Raw genomic sequence first — 17,235 nt, forward strand, 5'->3', positions numbered from 1 at the left:
CATGAAAATTTGTTATGTGTTGCCAGCATTTACCAGACAACCTATTGGTGGATATAAGATTGTTTTTGAATATGCAAATAGGCTAGCTTCGGCAGGGTATGATGTATCCATTCTTTTTTTAAACGATGACGTCTTGAAAAAATATCATCTTCCAAAAAAAGTTAAACCCATTATAGCAAATTACTTGACCAAGATTGAACCAACTTGGTTTCCACTTGATAAAAAGGTTTTGAAAATATCTAACTTGGAAAAAAATTATACTTTTAAACTACGTGAAATTGATGTTGTCTTTGCTACTGGAGTAGAGACTGTGGAAACGGTTCTTGATCTTTTTTCAAATTCGAGGAAATTTTATTTTATTCAAGGATATGAGAATTGGCATACAGATGAATCATATTTACATAAGACTTATTCAGAAAATATGACTAACATCGTAGTATCAAATTGGTTGAAAAGAAAAGTGGATTTTTACGGCAAGGCAGAGTCAATTTTGATTAGTAATCCAATAGATATTAAAAAATACAGAGTAACCAATCCAATTGAATCTAGGTCATCTAGAAAAATAGGTATTTTATACCACCAAAGTAAAATGAAAGGTTTGGACTATTCTATTGCAGCATTAAAAGTTTTGAAAGAAAGGTTTAGTGATTTACAAGTTGAGATGTTCGGAACGCCAAAACGTCCTCAGAATCTTCCAGCTTGGGTGAATTATACCCGAGGAGCTTCTCAATCGGAAACGATAAAGATTTACAATAAAGTTAGTGTTTTTTTGAGTGGTGCTATTGAAGAAGGCTTTGGTTTAACCGGTCTTGAAGCAATGGCTTGTGGAGCTGCACTAGTCTCTACTAATTATAGCGGTGTAAAAGAGTATGCTGTTGATGGGGTAAATGCCCTGTTGTCACCTGTAGAAAATGTTGATGGATTAGTGGAGAATGTTTCAATGCTATTTTTGAATGAAAAAAAAAGAATTGAGTTAGCACAGAATGGTGTGTTATCGGCAAAAAAATTTTCATGGGATAGAGCTATCAGTCAATTGAGAATTATATTGGAGGATTACTAGTTAAATGAAAAAAGTTGCAATTTTAACTTTATATAATAACAGCTCAAATTATGGGGGGCTCCTACAAGCGTATGCTTTGCAAAAGGTTCTAAACAATCTCGGTTTTGATGCAAAACAAATCGATTATAATGCAGAATCAGGACGCATGTATAAAAATAAAAAAGAAAAATATAGTGAGAGAATAAAGAGTCATTTAAGGAAAATAAAATATTTGGAATGGACACTATTAGATTACAGGAGAAAAAAACAAACAGATATTTTTGCAAGAGAAATCCCTCACACAAGATTAGTTAAGAAAAAAAATATTCACAAATTATCAGATAATTTCGATTTTTTTGTTTGTGGAAGTGATCAAATATGGAATCCGATAGGTTGGCAGCCCTCTTTTTTTCTTGATTTTGTCTCAGATGACAAAAGAAAGATTTCATATGCAGCAAGTATAGCAAGGGATTCATTAACTAATCAAGAGTTAAACTTTATGTATAATTATTTAAAAAAATTTAATTCTGTATCAATCAGAGAAAAAAAAAGTAAAGATATAATGGAAAAGTTTTGTAGTGATATAACTATTGATGTGATGCCAGACCCAACATTATTATTAACTGAAAATGAATGGAAAATTTTGATTAAAGATAAGAAATCTGATAAGAAAGATTATATTTTTGCATACTTACTAGGTAAAGATATTCAGCAGAGAGAGAGAATTGTTGATTTTGCAAAAGCTCGAAATTTAGAGCTTGTATTTGTACCATACCTAAATAGAGATATGATAGACTGGGACAAGAAACATATGCAATATATGGCAAAAAATTATGAGGTATCTAGTTTTTTGAGTTATATAAAGGATGCCAATATGGTAATTACTGACTCTTTCCATGGGGCAGTGTTTTCAATTATTTTCGACAAAAACTTTTTTGTCTTAAACCGTTTTAAAAAACATGATAAAATATCAATGAATTCCAGATTGGAAACACTATTAGATACATTTAATCTCGATGAAAGGCTTATTGATGGAGAAAATTTGCAATACACTTTAAATACTGAGTTATCACCAGAAAATCTTGAATCAATAAAAATAACTAAGACGCAATTAAGAAGCCTTGGGATTAATTTTTTAGAAAAATCTTTAATAGATCAATGATAATATTGTTTAAATGAATTTGGAGGATAAGTGAATGGAAACTTTGTATACAGACGAAAAAAATGTTTTGATATTAATTTCTTTACTGAAGTATTTCGGCATAAAAAAAATCGTAGCTAGTCCAGGAGCAACAAATGTTACCTTTGTCGGAAGCATCCAAAATGATGCTTACTTCGAAGTATATTCTGCGGTAGACGAAAGATCAGCAGCATATATTGCTTGTGGTCTGTCTGCTGAAACTAACGAAGCTGTAGTATTGAGTTGTACGGGAGCAACTGCCTCTAGAAATTATGTATCGGGATTGACAGAAGCCTACTATAGGAAGTTACCAATTCTCGCAGTTACTTCAACTCAACACACGGGTAGAGTGGGGCACTATATCCCCCAAGTCATTGATAGAAGTGTAAGTTTAAAAGATACTGTTAACTTAAGTGTACAGATTCCATCGATTCATGATAAGGAAGATGAGTGGGCGTACAGATTAATGATGAATAAAGCAATTCTTGAGCTATTTCATAGAGGCGGAGGACCTGTGCACATTAACTTAACAACTCAATATAGCTCAAACTTTACTACAAAAGAGTTGCCTGAATTCGTACCAGTAAAAAGAGTTTCTAAAATTGCTGACTCACCTAACTTCACAAATAAAAAAATTGGCATTTTTGTTGGAGCTCATAAAGTCTGGTCAGACAGGCTAACAAAAGCAGTTGATAAATTTTGTGAATCCTATAATGCTGCCGTCATCTGTGACCATACGAGTAATTTTCAAGGGAAATACAAAATAAATGCTAGCTTAGTATGTAGTCAAACTCATTATAAATCACCATTAAGGAATTTGGATGTTTTAATACATATAGGAGAAGTTTCTGGTTCTGCAATTGCGTTGAACCCAAAAGAGGTTTGGCGTGTGAATCCAGATGGCGAAGTAAGAGACACTTTTAAAAAGCTTTCAACTGTCTATGAAATGGATGAAGTTGATTTTTTCGAAACGTTTAATGACATGCACTTAGGTGACAATAATGAGCTTAGCTATTTTAATAGTTGGAAAGATGAATGTGATAGGATTTTAAATAAAATTCCTGAGTTGCCCTTTTCTAATCCATGGATAGCTCAGAATACCATACAGGATTTGCCTTCAAGTTCAGTATTGCACTTAGGTATTTTGAACTCACTACGTTCTTGGGATTTCTTTAATTTGCCGAAAGAAATAGCAGCATATTGCAATACTGGAGGATTTGGGATTGATGGATGTGTATCCAGTTTAATAGGAGCATCAATAGAAAATAAGGAGAAGTTGTATTTTGGCATAGTTGGAGACTTAGCATTTTTTTATGATATGAACTCAATAGGAAACAGGCATGTAGGTAAAAACATTCGTTTAATGGTAATTAATAATGGTAAAGGTACTGAATTTAGAAACTATAATCACAATGCAGCAAAATTTCAAGAAGAAGCTGACTTATATATGGCAGCAGCAGGACATTTTGGGGAAAAATCGAAAAAATTAGTTAAAGCATACTCTGAAAACCTAGGTTTTGAGTATATGTCAGCTCATAATAAAGAAGAGTATCTTGAAAAAAAGAACTTTTTTCTAAATGATACTGTTGGAGAGAAACCGATATTATTTGAAGTTTTTACGGAATCCGAAGATGAGAGTCTGGCTATAGAACTTATAAACACTAGTGAGGTTACTTCTAGAGAAGCATTGAAGTCTTCTACAAAAAAGATTGCTAAAAGTATAATTGGAGAAAAGGGAATAGGTACATTAAAGAACATTATTAAGCGTGATTAGTATAATCAATTATTATAAAGATAACTTTATTGCATCCTTCAATATTGTCAAAATAGTTTTTAGTATTTGAAGTGTTATTAAATAAATTAAAATTAACGTAAATAAAAATTGTTTATAAATTAAGTTTGTTGGGAATTGTTTGAGCAATTTTATTTGGAGGCATTATGGAAAAAAAAGCGCTTTTACTTGGTGGTACTGGAGCTATGGGAGTGTATTTGTCTGATGAATTAAAAAAGAGGGGATACACCGTTTTCGTGACTTCGCGAACCCCCAAAAAATCAAGTGTTGAAGATATTATATTTTTACAAGGTAATGCTATGGAAGATGAATTTTTGTCAGGGGTTTTGAATAAGAATCACTGGAATATAATTGTTGATTTTATGATTTATTCTACTGAAGAATTTAAAAATAGAGTGAATTTGTTGTTACATAAAACTGAGCAATATATATTTGTGTCTTCTTATCGTGTATTTGCAAAATCAGAATCATTAATAACTGAGTCTTCACCTCATTTATTAGATGTTTTAAATGATAAAGATTACTTAAGAAGTGATGAATATGCATTAGCCAAATCTCGCCAAGAAAAAATATTAAGGAACAGTGCTAGTAAGAATTGGACAATAATCCGACCTTCAATAACTTATTCAAAACAAAGGTTCCAATTAGCAACAATGGAAGCGGATATTATTTTCAGCAGAGCTGCGAACCATCTACCTGTTGGATTACCCAAAGAAATTCTTGAAAGAAAAACAACTATGACTTGGGCTGGAGATGTTGCATCAATGATTTCAGGGTTAGCAAATAATAATGATTCATATGGGCAGGATTTTAATGTCGTAACAGCTGAGTCATTAACATGGCAAGAGGTTGCAAAAATCTATGAAGATACCATTGGTTTAAAAATTGTAGAAATAGGTTTAAATGATTATTTTAAATTTGCCACTAATAAGTATCAGGTTATGTATGATCGACTTATTGATAGAGAGTTGGACAATAGGAAAATATTAAAATATTCAAGTCTTTCTCAAGAGAATTTGACTTCAATTAAGCTAGGCTTGGCTCAAGAAATCCAACAATTTATTGCATCTGATAGCAAGGTATATATAAATTTTCGAGATCAGGCTAAGATGGATTTCATTACAAATGTAAAAATGAGTTTAGAGGAGGCTACTCTAAAAAATCGGATTAGTTATTGTTTGAATTACACTAGAATGAGGTTATCTAAGTAAAAATGGAAAATAAAAGATTAAAAAAATTGGCAAATAATTCAATAGTATTTGCAGTAGGAAATCTTGGCAGTAAATTTATGAGCTTCATAATGTTACCTTTATATACATGGAAGCTATCACAAAGTGACTTGGGAGTAAGTGATTTAATTATAACTACTGTTTCCTTATTGCTACCTATCATGTCATTAAGTATTTTTGATGCTGTCCTTAGATTTGCAATGGAAAAAGATATTAACTATGAAAGTGTATATTCTAATAGTCTTGTTGTCACATTCGGCGGGACAATAGTAATTTTTCTAATGTTTGTTTTAGGGACAATATTTAGGGTTAGTTACATAGGGTTTATTTGTTTGATTGTGGGAATCCAAATTTTTCAAACTTTATTCTCACAATATGCAAAAGCAATTGGAAAAGTAAAATTATTTGCTATAAATGGAATCTTAGTTTCAATATTAACTGCGGGTTTCAACTTAATTCTTCTTGTTTTTGTTGAATGGGGATTATTCGGATACCTAGCTTCTATACTGCTAGCAAATCTTGTCTCTACAATCTGGCTATTTTGTTCTCTACATTTATCTTCGAGTTTTAAATGGTCTTTAGTAAGGCGGAATACAATAGTTTCGATGCTAACATATAGTATGCCGTTAATACCTAACTCAATTGCTTGGTGGAGTACTAATGCTTTAAGCAGATATTTCATTCTTTTTTTCTCAGGTGCATCTGCTAATGGAATATATGCAATTGCTAATAAAATACCAAATTTGATAAATGTATTCAATTCCATTTTTTTTCAAGCTTGGCAACTATCAGCAATCGAGGAGTATAGTTCACAAGACAGGGCCATTTTTTATTCCAAAATATTTTCTATGTATTCACAGTTTATGTTGCTTGCTACAAGTTTTGTAATTTTAGTTATAAAACCAATTTTATCTTTTCTTGTATCATCTGAATTTTATATTGCGTGGAAATATGTACCTTTATTACTTCTCGCTATAGTCTACTCAAGCTTTTCTAGTTTTTTAGGGAATTTTTATGCGGCAGCAATGGAGACAAAAAATGCGTTTACAACGACAATATATGGTGCAGTAATCAGCCTAATTTTAAATGGAATCTTCATTCCTTTATTTGGACTTTATGGAGCAGGGTTAAGTTCAACGTTAAGTTTTTTCTTTTTGTGGTTAATTAGACAAAGAAGTACAAAAAGATATGCTGAAATTAAAGTCGATAAAAGTAATATGATAATAAATCATGCCATAATTTTTGTACAAATAGCTTGTCTCTATTTTTTTACTACTTTACAAGGTTTCTTTTTTTCCTTGGTTTGTTTTATTTTGTTACTATTTGTTAATAAAGCTTTGATTAAAAGTTTTTTTGAAGTTTTAAAAAATAAATTTGGCTAGTTACTGATTGTTGAAAATGGAATGGTAACTAATAAACTAAAGTGGGGTAATCCATGAAAATCTCAACATTCGGCCTAGGCTATGTCGGCCTAGCTAACTCATTACTCTTAGCCCAAAAAGAAGAAGTAATGGCGTATGATATTGTTCCAGAAAAAATCTCGATGCTGCAAAAAGGTTTCTCACCGCTTGAAGATCAGGAAGTTCATGAGTTTTTAGAGCGGGATGATTTGCAGGTTGAGTTCACTAGTGACTTTGAAAAAGCCGTTTTATTTGGTGACTATCTGATTATTGCAACACCGACAGATTATGATGAGAAGAAAAATTACTTTGATACCTCTACAGTGGAGAATGTCATTGAACAAGCTTTGGCAATTCGACCTGATGCTGTTTTTATCATTAAGTCAACGGTTCCTGTAGGTTATGTTGAAAGCATTAAAGAAAGATATCAGACAGAAAATATCATCTTCTCTCCTGAATTTTTGCGGGAAGGTAAAGCTTTATATGATAATTTATACCCATCACGAATTATTGTAGGAGAGTGTTCTGGGCGTGGACAGGAAATTGCTGACATGTTTAAAGAAAATGCCCGCAAAGAAGATGTGGAAGTGTTGTTAACTCACTCAACCGAAGCAGAAGCCATTAAGTTATTTTCCAATACCTATCTAGCATTGAGAGTAGCCTACTTTAATGAGCTGGACACTTATGCGGAGTCCCGTGGTCTGAATAGTAAACAGATTATTGAAGGTGTTGGGCTTGATCCGCGGATCGGTAGTCATTACAATAACCCATCTTTTGGCTATGGTGGTTATTGCCTGCCAAAGGATACTAAGCAACTGCGGGCTAATTATGATAAGGTTCCAAATAATTTAATTGGTGCAATTGTAGAAGCAAATACGACGAGAAAAGACTTTATCGCTGAGCAGATATTAGCAAGAAATCCTAAGCGGGTGGGAATTTATCGTTTGACGATGAAGGCCCATTCGGATAATTTCCGCTATTCTTCAATTCAGGGGATTATGAAACGGATTAAGGCGAAGGGCATTGAGGTCGTCGTGTATGAACCGACTTTGGATGCCGATGATTTTTATAATTCGAAGGTAATTAAAGATTTAGCAGAATTTAAAGAAATGTCGGATGTGATTGTCTCGAATCGCTTTGAGCCTGAATTGGCAGATGTGAAGGAGAAAGTTTATACCCGAGATATTTTCAACGAAAATTAAACGACTAAACGGAGGTGAATAGTAAATGAAGAAAAACGTTTTTTCATTTACGCTATCAGCCTTCGTTTTTGCGTTTGTTTCGTATGTTCTGATTCGTTTTATCGTGATGCCGACGGTCGCCCATTATCCTCGGTTACTGAGGGCAGTGGAGCGTTTTGAATATACCTATCAGGTTCTATTTTTGTTTCTTTTTTTGGCGATGTGGCTATTTTTCATTCAATATCAGTTAAAGAAGATTTCGATGGTCTTTTTGTATTTGGTAATTAGCACTTATTTATTCTTATTGTTCATCATGTTATTTGCTAAAGCGACAGGTTATCAGGCGTTGTCTTTAAATCCGTTTGATTTTATTCAGGCGGATGACCGAGTGCTTTCTGAGGCAGTCCTAAACATTGTGTTTCTGATTCCATTGGGAATGATTTATGGGTTGGGGACGAATCGTTGGCAGTATGTTGTGACGGCGCTGCTGACAATTCTGGGGATTGAAACAATCCAATATGTGTTTTATCTGGGAACTTTTGCCTTGAGTGATATTATTTTGAATTTCATCGGGACCACGATTGGTTGGGCGGTGGCGAAATTTTTGCTGCGAAAATTTAATCAGACGATTTGAGAGTCATTATAAACAGCCATATAAATTGAGTGTAAATGTATCTTCAATCTATCATTAAAACAATTTAAAGCTGAATAACTTTCTTCAAAATTAAATTTTTCTTGTTTAAAATCTCCCGAAAACGTTATCACGGTCGATAAAATATTATGATAGTGTTTTTGTTTACTCTATTTTGTATGATTTTAGAAAGGTAATCATACAAAATAGAGTTGTTTGTATAACTGCTTAAAAATCAACTTTTGGTTATAGAAGAAAATTTTATAAGAAAGGCTTTCAATTGTTTTAAAAGAAGCTTGACAATGAAAATAAAAGGAATTAAAAGTAGGATTACCAATATAAAAGTGAGGAAGTAAGATAAGTATCCATCTCCAAATATTGTTGTCAGTCCCAATCGTTCTATACCCCTAAATATTATCATATGAGATAGATATATTTCTAAGCTAATAGCCCCAAAAAATTGAATGACTTTGTTCTCAAGCAACCAATTGTTCGTACCTATAGAGACGATTACCCATGTTGATACTACAACTAATTGTTTGAATAATTGAAAGTCCAGCCCTAAAATGTTATTAGGTAAAATGAAGTACATAAGTGTTGTAAAAAAAAATAGGACCAATGTAATTGTTTTATATTTATTTGACAAAAATGAAATTTTTTCTACATAGTGAAATAATAAACCACCAATTACAAAAAACGGGAGGCAATATATAAACGATTGTCTTGGGATAAAATCTTCTTGAACATATTTATCGGTGAAAAAATACAAGGCGCATAATTGACTAATGATTATTGTAACCAAGAGACTTAACCAGGTCATTTTTTTGTTTGAAATAACACTTACAAAAAATGGAAAAAAGAAATAAAAAACGAAGATTACTCCTAAGAACCAACTAACCCCTAAAAACTCTAATTGATTTTTTGGTAGGAATCCGAAAAGCATTGTTAGTTCAGTAAATGCTTCAACAAGCGCTTCTTTTGAGTGCTCAATCAAAAGTCCAATCGTAACTAGGACACTGAAAAAGGGCAGAACTTTCAAATATCGCTTTTTGTAAAAAGACTTAATGTCGATAGAATTTGTTTTAAATTTTTCAAGGTAGCCATAGCACAATCCGAATGAACTTATGATAAAAAAGATAAACACAAAGTCGGTCCATGAAATTATTATAGTTCTAGAAATACCTTGGATTCGCAAATAATTTCCATTGGATAGTATATGCATGGCAACAATACCAAGACATCCCCACCCCCTTAAACCATCTAATCCAATAAATTTTTTTTTCATTTTGCACCAACCTATAAAGTATTTTTATTCAATTCATTTTATCATAATTACCTTTCAATTTGACCAAGTTTTTAATCTCACTCTTCATTCAAATATAAAAGTGCAATGAAAACCAAATGAATTACATTAAGAAGAAGATTTAGAGAACGCTATCAAGTAACTTTCTAAGAATAATTAGGCTCTTTTATTGCACCAATTTTGCAATCATTACAGGGGCTTGACTTGTGGGGGAATCCTTGATTTCAGGTTTTCTTTTGAGGGGCTTTCATGTATAATTGTAGGAGTTATGATAGTGAGGCAGTGTGTTGTTTTATAGAAAACACTGAAGCGAGGAGATGCTAGCCATCTTTTTTATTTTGTGAAATGGCTGAAAGCATGACTAAATGAATGAAATGAAGGAGGAAAAACTTTGGCTGACGATAATAATAAAAAACCAGAGGAATCCTTTAAAGACAAAATTATGCAGTCCCTAAATGGTGGGACTGACAGTAATAATGGTGCTGATAATGGCGGGGCAAAAACGGATGAAGAGCGGGCACGGGAGACACGGTTTTCCCGGCGGATTTTTGATGATGCCACGCCGCTGGGGATGGATGAGCCGATTGCGCCGAGGAATGAAACCAATGAGCCGACACAATCAACAAATACTGAGTCCAATGATACAAATTCGGTTGACAGTAATCTAGAAAATACGCCAACACCGCCAGAAGCGGGGACGCCTAGTTGGCGAGAGTCTAATGATTTTTCTGATACCACCGAAGGGCCGCTGCCGCCAGTTAACGAGCAGCCAACGCCAAGTCTTGAGGATATTGATTATTCCAGCGTCGGTTCACGGTCGCAGGATAATCACGAGACTAAAAAGGAAGAGCCAGAGCCGACTCTTGAAGAGATTGCTGAGCTGCCGCCTCGTCAAAGAAAATTTGAAACCCGCAAGAAGGAACGAAAAGTTGTACGGCGGATTGTTTTAATTGTGGTGGCAACGCTGATTGTCTTGGGAACGATTTTAGGTGTGACCTTCTACAACTTTGTTCAAGGGGCTTTGCAGCCGCGGGATGCAGAGGATTCACAGCTGGTACAGGTCAATATTCCAAGCGGATCTTCAAATAAAGAGATTGGCGAGATTTTGGAAAATGACAATGTGATTGTCAGCGGATTAGTCTTTAATTATTGGACAAAATTTAACAATGTCGACGGCTTCCAGTCGGGCTACTACCAAATGTCGCCTGACATGACGCTGGATGAAATTTCGACGTTGCTGCAGGCCGGCGGAACGGCTGAGCCGCAGGCGATTGCCGATGCTAAGATCGTTATTCCGGAGGGCAATGATATCGCCAGCATTGCCGATATTATCGAAACCTCAACGGAGGGTGCGATTACCGCTGATGATTTCTTAGCTTTGATGAACGACGATGCCTATTTCCAAAAAGTTTTAGCGCTGTATCCGCAAATGCTGACGAGCGCGAGCGAGGCGGAGGGTGTGAGATATCGCTTGGAGGGTTATTTATTCCCAGCGACTTATGATTTTTACGCAGACACGACGACTGCTGAAGGCTTAGCAGATCAAATGTTGGCGGCGATGTATGATACCTTGAGTCCTTATTTTGAAAGTATTCAAAATCAAGGCTACACTGTGCAACAATTCTTAACGCTGGCTTCATTGGTTGAGCGGGAAGGTGTGACGGCTGAAGATCGGGCAAATATTGCGCAAGTCTTTATTAACCGGATTAATGCTGGCATGGCGTTGCAGTCAGATATTTCGATTTTGTATGCGTTAGGTGTGCACAAGGAAGTTGTCACATATGACGATTTAGAGGTGGACTCACCGTATAATCTCTATAACAATACTGGTTATGGACCAGGGCCGTTTGATTCGCCAGGTTTGGCTTCGATTGAGGCGACCTTGAGTCCGACGCCAAATGATTATTACTACTTTGTCGCTGACGTTGATACAGGAGATGTCTATTTCGCAGAAACATATGAAGAACATCAACAACTAGTTGAGGAATATGTGAATAACTAGTTTACAATTATTCTAAGTCATGGTAACCTTTTGTGGAGTGATTTTTCTCTGCAAGGGGTTGCTTTCAATTTAACCCGAGAAATAGACCAATCAATAACAATTAAATTAAATCAAGACTATAATAGATGGAAGAAAAAAAGGGGAAGATTAGTATGGCGGATAAAGTTTATCCAATGACACTTGATGGCAAAGCCAAGTTAGAAGAAGAATTAGAAAATTTAAAAACAGTAAAACGTGGAGAAATCATCGAACGTATCAAAGTGGCCCGCAGTTTCGGCGACCTTTCTGAAAACTCAGAGTACGAATCAGCAAAAGATGAGCAAGCCTTTGTTGAAGGCCGCATTACCACAATTGAAACAATGCTGCGTTTTGCGGAAATCATTGACAATAACAATGTGAATAGCGATGAGGTTTCTATCGGTAAAACGGTGACCTTTATCGAAATGCCTGACGGCGAAGAAGAAGAATACACCATCGTCGGCAGTGCCGAAGCTGACCCATTTGCTGGTCGCATCTCAAATGATTCACCAATTGCCCAAGCCTTGCTTGGCAAAAAAGTGGATGACGTCGTAGCCATCGCCACACCCGGCGGCGACATGCAGGTGAAAATTACTAAGGTTGAAATGATTTGATTTAATTTAAAAGATAAAAAACACGCTGTCGCAATTCCTTGAAAAGGGGATTGCGGTAGCGTGGTTTTTTATAGTATGTTTCCTATCTTCCCAAAAGCGGAAGCAGCAAAGTCACGACATCATAAAGATAATGGCAGAGCCAGCTGACCCAGATGCTATTAGATTTATGCCAGAGGTAATTAAGCAAAAAACGTACGGGAGCTAGGGTAAATAATAACTGTAACGGATGCAGTCCATAGGCGGTGACGTGCCAGAAAGCAAACAGAATACTTACAATAATTGAAGCAACGGTAAAGGAGAGACCAAGTTTTTTTAAGGCTAGTAAGAGATTGGTGCTGATGATTTCTTCTCCCATAATCATCAGGGGTACCTGCGTTAATAAAATCATTGGCTGAAAGTTATTTTCGATTGTATTTTGAGTAATGCTTCCAAAAAGTGTCGAATAGAGCAGACCAAAGCCAAGACCGACTATTAGTGTTAGAGGAACTCCCCATAGGCTGGTTTTTAAACTAAAGTGCTTAAATTGGTCGGTAAAAAGTTTCTTCAGTAGAAAATAGCCAGCCAATCCTGCTAAAACAGCATTCCAGCCGCTTCCGAGAATTGTCAGTATGTTGGTGCTCAAACCAGTCAAGTGTAACAATAAATAAGAAATAGCGACTGCAATGGTAACCAAGATTAGAGCGACAGCATTTTTGTTTTTAACCATAGTGATTATCCTTCCCATAAAACCTTTTTTATGCAGTAATTATAATCCTATAGATAACAAATTTAAAAATGATAGGTAACAAGGTGACGAAATTGTTCGTTAGTTTCGTCTGAGGAAATTTTGTGTTTTGTGGATGGAAAAAGGCGGGGGAAAACTTCGATGACGGACTATCTTAATTTTTTAAGGATAAAAAGAATTTGAATAGCTATTTTGCGCAATTATTTTGCAAAATAGCTTTAAAAGTTATTTACTGATTTTTTCAAAACTGCTATAGTTAACAATTAGGTCTTAGGTCCAATGTAAATGGAGCTGAAAAGCTTTAAGATAGATATAGAATCACGGAAGAAGGGGGCAATTTCATGGGCTCACTACGTTTTTTTATTGTAGTTGAAATCTTACTATTTTTATTTGGCGTCTATCAGGTGTTAACCAATCCGGCGCTGTTATTGTTATTAGCCTTTGGAATATTTTGTGTCTATTTAGGCTTGCGCAAACGCAAGCGGGGCCGGGGGAATTTCCAAAGTTTTGAATTGATTTTTGGTTTATTTATGATTTTCTTAGGCATGGCGAGTTCGCCGGCTTTTTGGATAATGGTGATTTTAGCGGTATTGTACATCGGCTTAAAGGGCATTGAAATTTCTGGGGTTGATATCACGAAAAATTCCTTCTGGCGCAAAAAGCAGATGATTATCGTGAAGACGACGGAGCCGCAGCAGCATGATAAGCAAAAAGAAAAAATGCAGTGGCTGGGTAGTGAACGGATTGGCGATGATGTTTATGAATGGAATGACATCAACTTGAATCTGCTGGCTGGTGATACGATTGTTGATTTGGGCAATACATTGTTACCGAAAGACGACAGTATTGTCATTATTCGCAAAGGCTTTGGCCGGACCCGGATTTTAGTACCACTGGGGGTGGGCATTCAATTGCAGCACTCGGCCCTCTATGGTCAAATCGAATTTGAAAATACTCAGGATGCTTTGAAGAATGAAACAGTGACGCTGTATAGCGGCGATTACGACCAAAATCCCCGCCGTTTGAAGATTTTGACTAACACGTTGGTAGGTGACTTAGAGGTGATCCGCGTATGATGCAAAAACCTGGTCGCCTTTTGATTGCATTGTATGCTATGCTTGCCTACTTTGTGTTATTCCTGTTTATTCTTTTTACTTTTTTTTACGCGAGCGGCACCACTCATTGGTGGGTGGAACTGGTCACTCAAAAAATTTTCTTTATCCCCTACCTAGTGTATCTGGTGGTGATTGCTGCGGTGTTGGGGCTGCTGACTTATTTTATTGTTAACTGGCTGCAGCGCTCTGGTAGTAAAGCGATTGAAGAAAAATTGCGTTTATTAGCCAATGGCAATTATGATAATCCTAAATTAACCGAGGAAATTGATTATTCCAATAATATTTACTTGAATGAGATGAACCGAGATGTTCTGCGGATTCAAGAAAAATTAGTGGAAATTTCCCGGGAGCTGCAGGCTTTAAACAGTCTGCCGCAACTAGTGGATGGCAGTACCAAAGAGGAAATCTTGGAGCAGGAGCGCCATCGTTTGGCGCGGGAGCTTCATGATTCCGTTTCTCAGCAATTATTTGCGGCGATGATGTTATTGTCGGCCTTAAATGAAATCGCCAATCAGGATGAAAATCTGGCGCCTTTGCGTAAGCAATTGGATACAGTGACGTCCATCATCAATTCCTCTCAATCGGAAATGCGGGCGCTCTTGTTGCATCTACGGCCGGTCAGCCTTGAGGGTAAGAGCTTGAAACAGGGGATTGAGCAGCTGCTGAAGGAATTGCAGACGAAAATTCAAATTGAGTTGAAGTGGGATGCTGAGGAAGTCAAATTGTCAGCGAACATTGAAGATCAATTGTTTAGAGTGGTGCAGGAATTATTATCGAATACTTTGCGGCATTCCAAAGCCAAGGAATTGGAAGTCTATCTGCATCGAATTGGCCCGAATGTCTTGCTGCGGGTAGTGGATGACGGTGTCGGCTTCGATGTCACCGAAAGCCGGGCTGGTAGTTATGGGTTGAATAATATTCGTGAACGGGTCGCTGGTGTCGGCGGGACCGTCAAGATAATCAGTTTTAAAAATCAAGGAACCAGCGTTGAAATCAAGGTTCCAATTTTAGAGGAGGAATCTGCATGATTCGTGTAATGCTGGTGGATGATCATGAGATGGTGCGTCTAGGCGTGTCGTCATACCTGTCGATTCAAAGCGATATTGAAGTGGTAGGAGAAGCAGAAAACGGTCGCCAAGGCTATGAATTGGCCTTGGAATTGCGACCAGATGTGATTTTAATGGATTTAGTGATGGACGAAATGGACGGTATTGAGTCCACTAAATTAATTTTAAAGGAATGGCCAGAAGCGAAGATTATCATCGTCACAAGTTTTATTGATGACGAAAAGGTTTATCCGGCGATTGAAGCGGGAGCGGCGGGCTATTTATTGAAAACCTCAACGGCAAGTGAAATTGCCGAAGCGATTCGAGCAACACAGCGGGGGGAACGGGTTTTAGAACCAGAAGTCACCACCAAGATGATGGAGCGCCTCAGCCGGAAAAATGAGCCAGTGTTGCATGAGGATTTAACCAATCGAGAGGTTGAAATTTTGATGCTGATTACCCAAGGGATGAGCAATCAAGAAATCGCCGATGAGTTATTTATTACCTTGAAAACGGTGAAGACTCACGTCTCCAATATTCTTTCCAAATTGGAAGTCGAGGACCGCACGCAGGCGGCAATTTATGCCTTTAAACACGGCTTAGTTAAATCATAAAAAAACTGTCAGCACAGTGGCTGTCTTCAAAAATGAAGCAGAACTGAGCTGGCAGTTTTATTTTGAGTGAAATTTTAACTGACAAAGGCCACGACAATACGGATAAATTGCGGTAGAAAAATAACTGTGTAGAGGGTACGGCTAATTTGAACTAAGGCGATTTTTGTCATATCGCCGCCTAAATCACCGGCAATCAAGGAAATATCAGTCGCTCCGGCTGGTGATGAGGCAAAGAGGGCGGAACGGAAATCTAACAGCTTGCGACGGGAAATGGTCACACCAAAAATCACATTGATCACTAGATAACTGGAGAGCAAAATAATCGCCGGTAAAATCAAACTACCCATATTTAAAATGCTGTCTCTGGTAATCGTACTGCCGATAATCGAACCGGCAATCAATTGAGCAAAAAAGCGAATATGCTTGGATAATGGCGCTGTATTTTTCAAGAGCTTGATGCCAATAGAAAAGACTAGCGATAAGCTTAAGGCACCAACTGGAATTTGTAAAAAGACACCAATCAGCCCGCCTATAGCAGCCACCACAAGAATCAAAAGGTTATTAGCCAAAGCTGAATTAGTGCCGTGATTCAAAGTTTTTTCCAATTTGGGTTCGGCAACCTCAACGGGCGGGTCTTGATTTTTATTGAGCTTTTTGATTAAAAACTCTATCCAATAAGGTAGAATTAATAACATCCCCACTAAACGAATCAGCTGCATCGTGGCGACAATTTCTGATTTTGCCCCCATGTCGATACTGATAAGGGAAACATCCATAATGCCCCCCGGCAAACAGGAAAGCAGGCTGGTAATCAAGTCAAAATCAAACAATTTGAAAAATAAAAAGCCCATTGCAAAGGTATTAATCGTAAATAGCAGCAGCAAAAAGAGAATCGGCTTGGCCATTTTGGGGAAGGTCTGCAGGTCCCGTTTAGAAATCTGCTGGCCGATATAAGCCCCGCTGACAATTTGCGCAAAGGTCTTAAAATAACTGGGCATAAATAAATCATGGACAAAAACAGAGTAAAGAGCCACACCAATCATGCTGCCGGTCATAAATGGGGCCGGCAATTTTAACCGCTGGGCAATTTTAGCACTGATCAAGGCCACGATAAAAGTGAGAAGAATAGTTTTAAACACGGAGTTACCGCCTGTCTTTTTTAACTAGATTGTAGCAAATTTTCTAGAATAATTGTGAAGAAAATTTCAAGGGAGCCACAGTCAAAAATCACCAAAATGGCTTTGTAGCAAAGAAAATCGAACTTTTACCTAATTGTTTTCATTATCTTGGATGAAAAAAGACAACAAAAGAACACTTTTTTCTGTTGCTTTAGAGAAAATAGGACTT

The 17,235-nt window shown here is 36.6% G+C and carries 15 protein-coding genes; 12 read left to right on the plus strand and 3 right to left on the minus strand.

Annotated elements, in window-relative coordinates; translation table 11 throughout:
• Position 1: 1 nt before the first annotated feature.
• The 7 genes from AC1Z3S_RS04540 (at position 2) to AC1Z3S_RS04570 (ending at position 8,455) form a co-directional block, all read left to right on the plus strand.
• Positions 2-1,060 (plus strand): glycosyltransferase family 4 protein, encoded by a 1,059-nt coding sequence (locus tag AC1Z3S_RS04540; protein ID WP_461739350.1) that lies wholly within the window; start codon positions 2-4, stop codon positions 1,058-1,060.
• Positions 1,061-1,064: 4 nt separating this feature from the next.
• Entirely contained in the window at positions 1,065-2,201 is a 1,137-nt protein-coding gene (locus AC1Z3S_RS04545) for a polysaccharide pyruvyl transferase family protein (protein ID WP_461739351.1), read from the plus strand.
• A 34-nt stretch (positions 2,202-2,235) separates the two neighbouring features.
• Positions 2,236-3,993, plus strand: a complete 1,758-nt coding sequence (locus AC1Z3S_RS04550; RefSeq protein ID WP_461739352.1) for a thiamine pyrophosphate-binding protein — start codon at positions 2,236-2,238, stop codon at positions 3,991-3,993.
• Positions 3,994-4,157: 164 nt separating this feature from the next.
• A complete protein-coding gene (locus AC1Z3S_RS04555; RefSeq protein ID WP_461739353.1) occupies positions 4,158-5,222 on the plus strand; it encodes an NAD-dependent epimerase/dehydratase family protein in 1,065 nt (354 codons plus the stop codon).
• Between the two features lie 2 nt (positions 5,223-5,224).
• Positions 5,225-6,622: a lipopolysaccharide biosynthesis protein gene (locus AC1Z3S_RS04560; RefSeq protein WP_461739354.1), complete on the plus strand. Its 1,398-nt coding sequence runs from the start codon at positions 5,225-5,227 to the stop codon at positions 6,620-6,622.
• A gap of 53 nt (positions 6,623-6,675) precedes the next feature.
• Positions 6,676-7,842: a nucleotide sugar dehydrogenase gene (locus AC1Z3S_RS04565; protein ID WP_461739355.1), complete on the plus strand. Its 1,167-nt coding sequence runs from the start codon at positions 6,676-6,678 to the stop codon at positions 7,840-7,842.
• A 25-nt stretch (positions 7,843-7,867) separates the two neighbouring features.
• Positions 7,868-8,455, plus strand: a complete 588-nt coding sequence (locus AC1Z3S_RS04570; protein ID WP_461739356.1) for a VanZ family protein — start codon at positions 7,868-7,870, stop codon at positions 8,453-8,455.
• 232 nt (positions 8,456-8,687) lie between these two features.
• On the opposite strand, the gene AC1Z3S_RS04575 is transcribed toward AC1Z3S_RS04570, so the two are convergent.
• Positions 8,688-9,737, minus strand: a complete 1,050-nt coding sequence (locus AC1Z3S_RS04575; RefSeq protein ID WP_461739357.1) for an acyltransferase family protein — start codon at positions 9,735-9,737, stop codon at positions 8,688-8,690.
• Positions 9,738-10,338: 601 nt separating this feature from the next.
• Here AC1Z3S_RS04575 and mltG point away from each other — a divergent pair.
• Both mltG and greA read left to right on the plus strand, forming a co-directional pair.
• Complete coding sequence (gene mltG, locus AC1Z3S_RS04580; protein WP_461739427.1) at positions 10,339-11,757, plus strand: endolytic transglycosylase MltG; 1,419 nt, start codon at positions 10,339-10,341, stop codon at positions 11,755-11,757.
• 152 nt (positions 11,758-11,909) lie between these two features.
• The gene (greA, locus tag AC1Z3S_RS04585; RefSeq protein ID WP_461739358.1) at positions 11,910-12,389 is read left to right on the plus strand and encodes a transcription elongation factor GreA; all 480 of its coding nucleotides are present in this window, start codon (positions 11,910-11,912) and stop codon (positions 12,387-12,389) included.
• A gap of 82 nt (positions 12,390-12,471) precedes the next feature.
• On the opposite strand, the gene AC1Z3S_RS04590 is transcribed toward greA, so the two are convergent.
• Complete coding sequence (locus tag AC1Z3S_RS04590; RefSeq protein WP_461739359.1) at positions 12,472-13,095, minus strand: CPBP family intramembrane glutamic endopeptidase; 624 nt, start codon at positions 13,093-13,095, stop codon at positions 12,472-12,474.
• Between the two features lie 359 nt (positions 13,096-13,454).
• On the opposite strand from AC1Z3S_RS04590, the gene liaF reads away from it, so the two are divergent.
• Genes liaF through AC1Z3S_RS04605 form a run of 3 tightly spaced genes read left to right on the plus strand, consistent with a single transcriptional unit; the run spans position 13,455 to position 15,888 of the window.
• The gene (gene liaF / locus AC1Z3S_RS04595) at positions 13,455-14,189 is read left to right on the plus strand and encodes a cell wall-active antibiotics response protein LiaF (RefSeq protein WP_461735488.1); all 735 of its coding nucleotides are present in this window, start codon (positions 13,455-13,457) and stop codon (positions 14,187-14,189) included.
• Positions 14,186-15,256, plus strand: coding sequence for a sensor histidine kinase (locus AC1Z3S_RS04600; RefSeq protein WP_461739360.1), 1,071 nt, complete (start codon positions 14,186-14,188; stop codon positions 15,254-15,256). Before liaF ends, AC1Z3S_RS04600 begins: the two co-directional genes overlap by 4 nt.
• Positions 15,253-15,888 (plus strand): response regulator, encoded by a 636-nt coding sequence (locus AC1Z3S_RS04605; RefSeq protein ID WP_265455596.1) that lies wholly within the window; start codon positions 15,253-15,255, stop codon positions 15,886-15,888. The genes AC1Z3S_RS04600 and AC1Z3S_RS04605 overlap by 4 nt, the downstream gene beginning before the upstream one ends.
• A gap of 74 nt (positions 15,889-15,962) precedes the next feature.
• Here the strand turns inward: AC1Z3S_RS04605 and AC1Z3S_RS04610 are convergent, their stop codons facing one another.
• The gene (locus AC1Z3S_RS04610) at positions 15,963-17,027 is read right to left on the minus strand and encodes an AbrB family transcriptional regulator (protein WP_461739361.1); all 1,065 of its coding nucleotides are present in this window, start codon (positions 17,025-17,027) and stop codon (positions 15,963-15,965) included.
• Positions 17,028-17,235 lie beyond the last annotated feature (208 nt).

The organism is Enterococcus sp. LJL90, assembly GCF_056924355.1.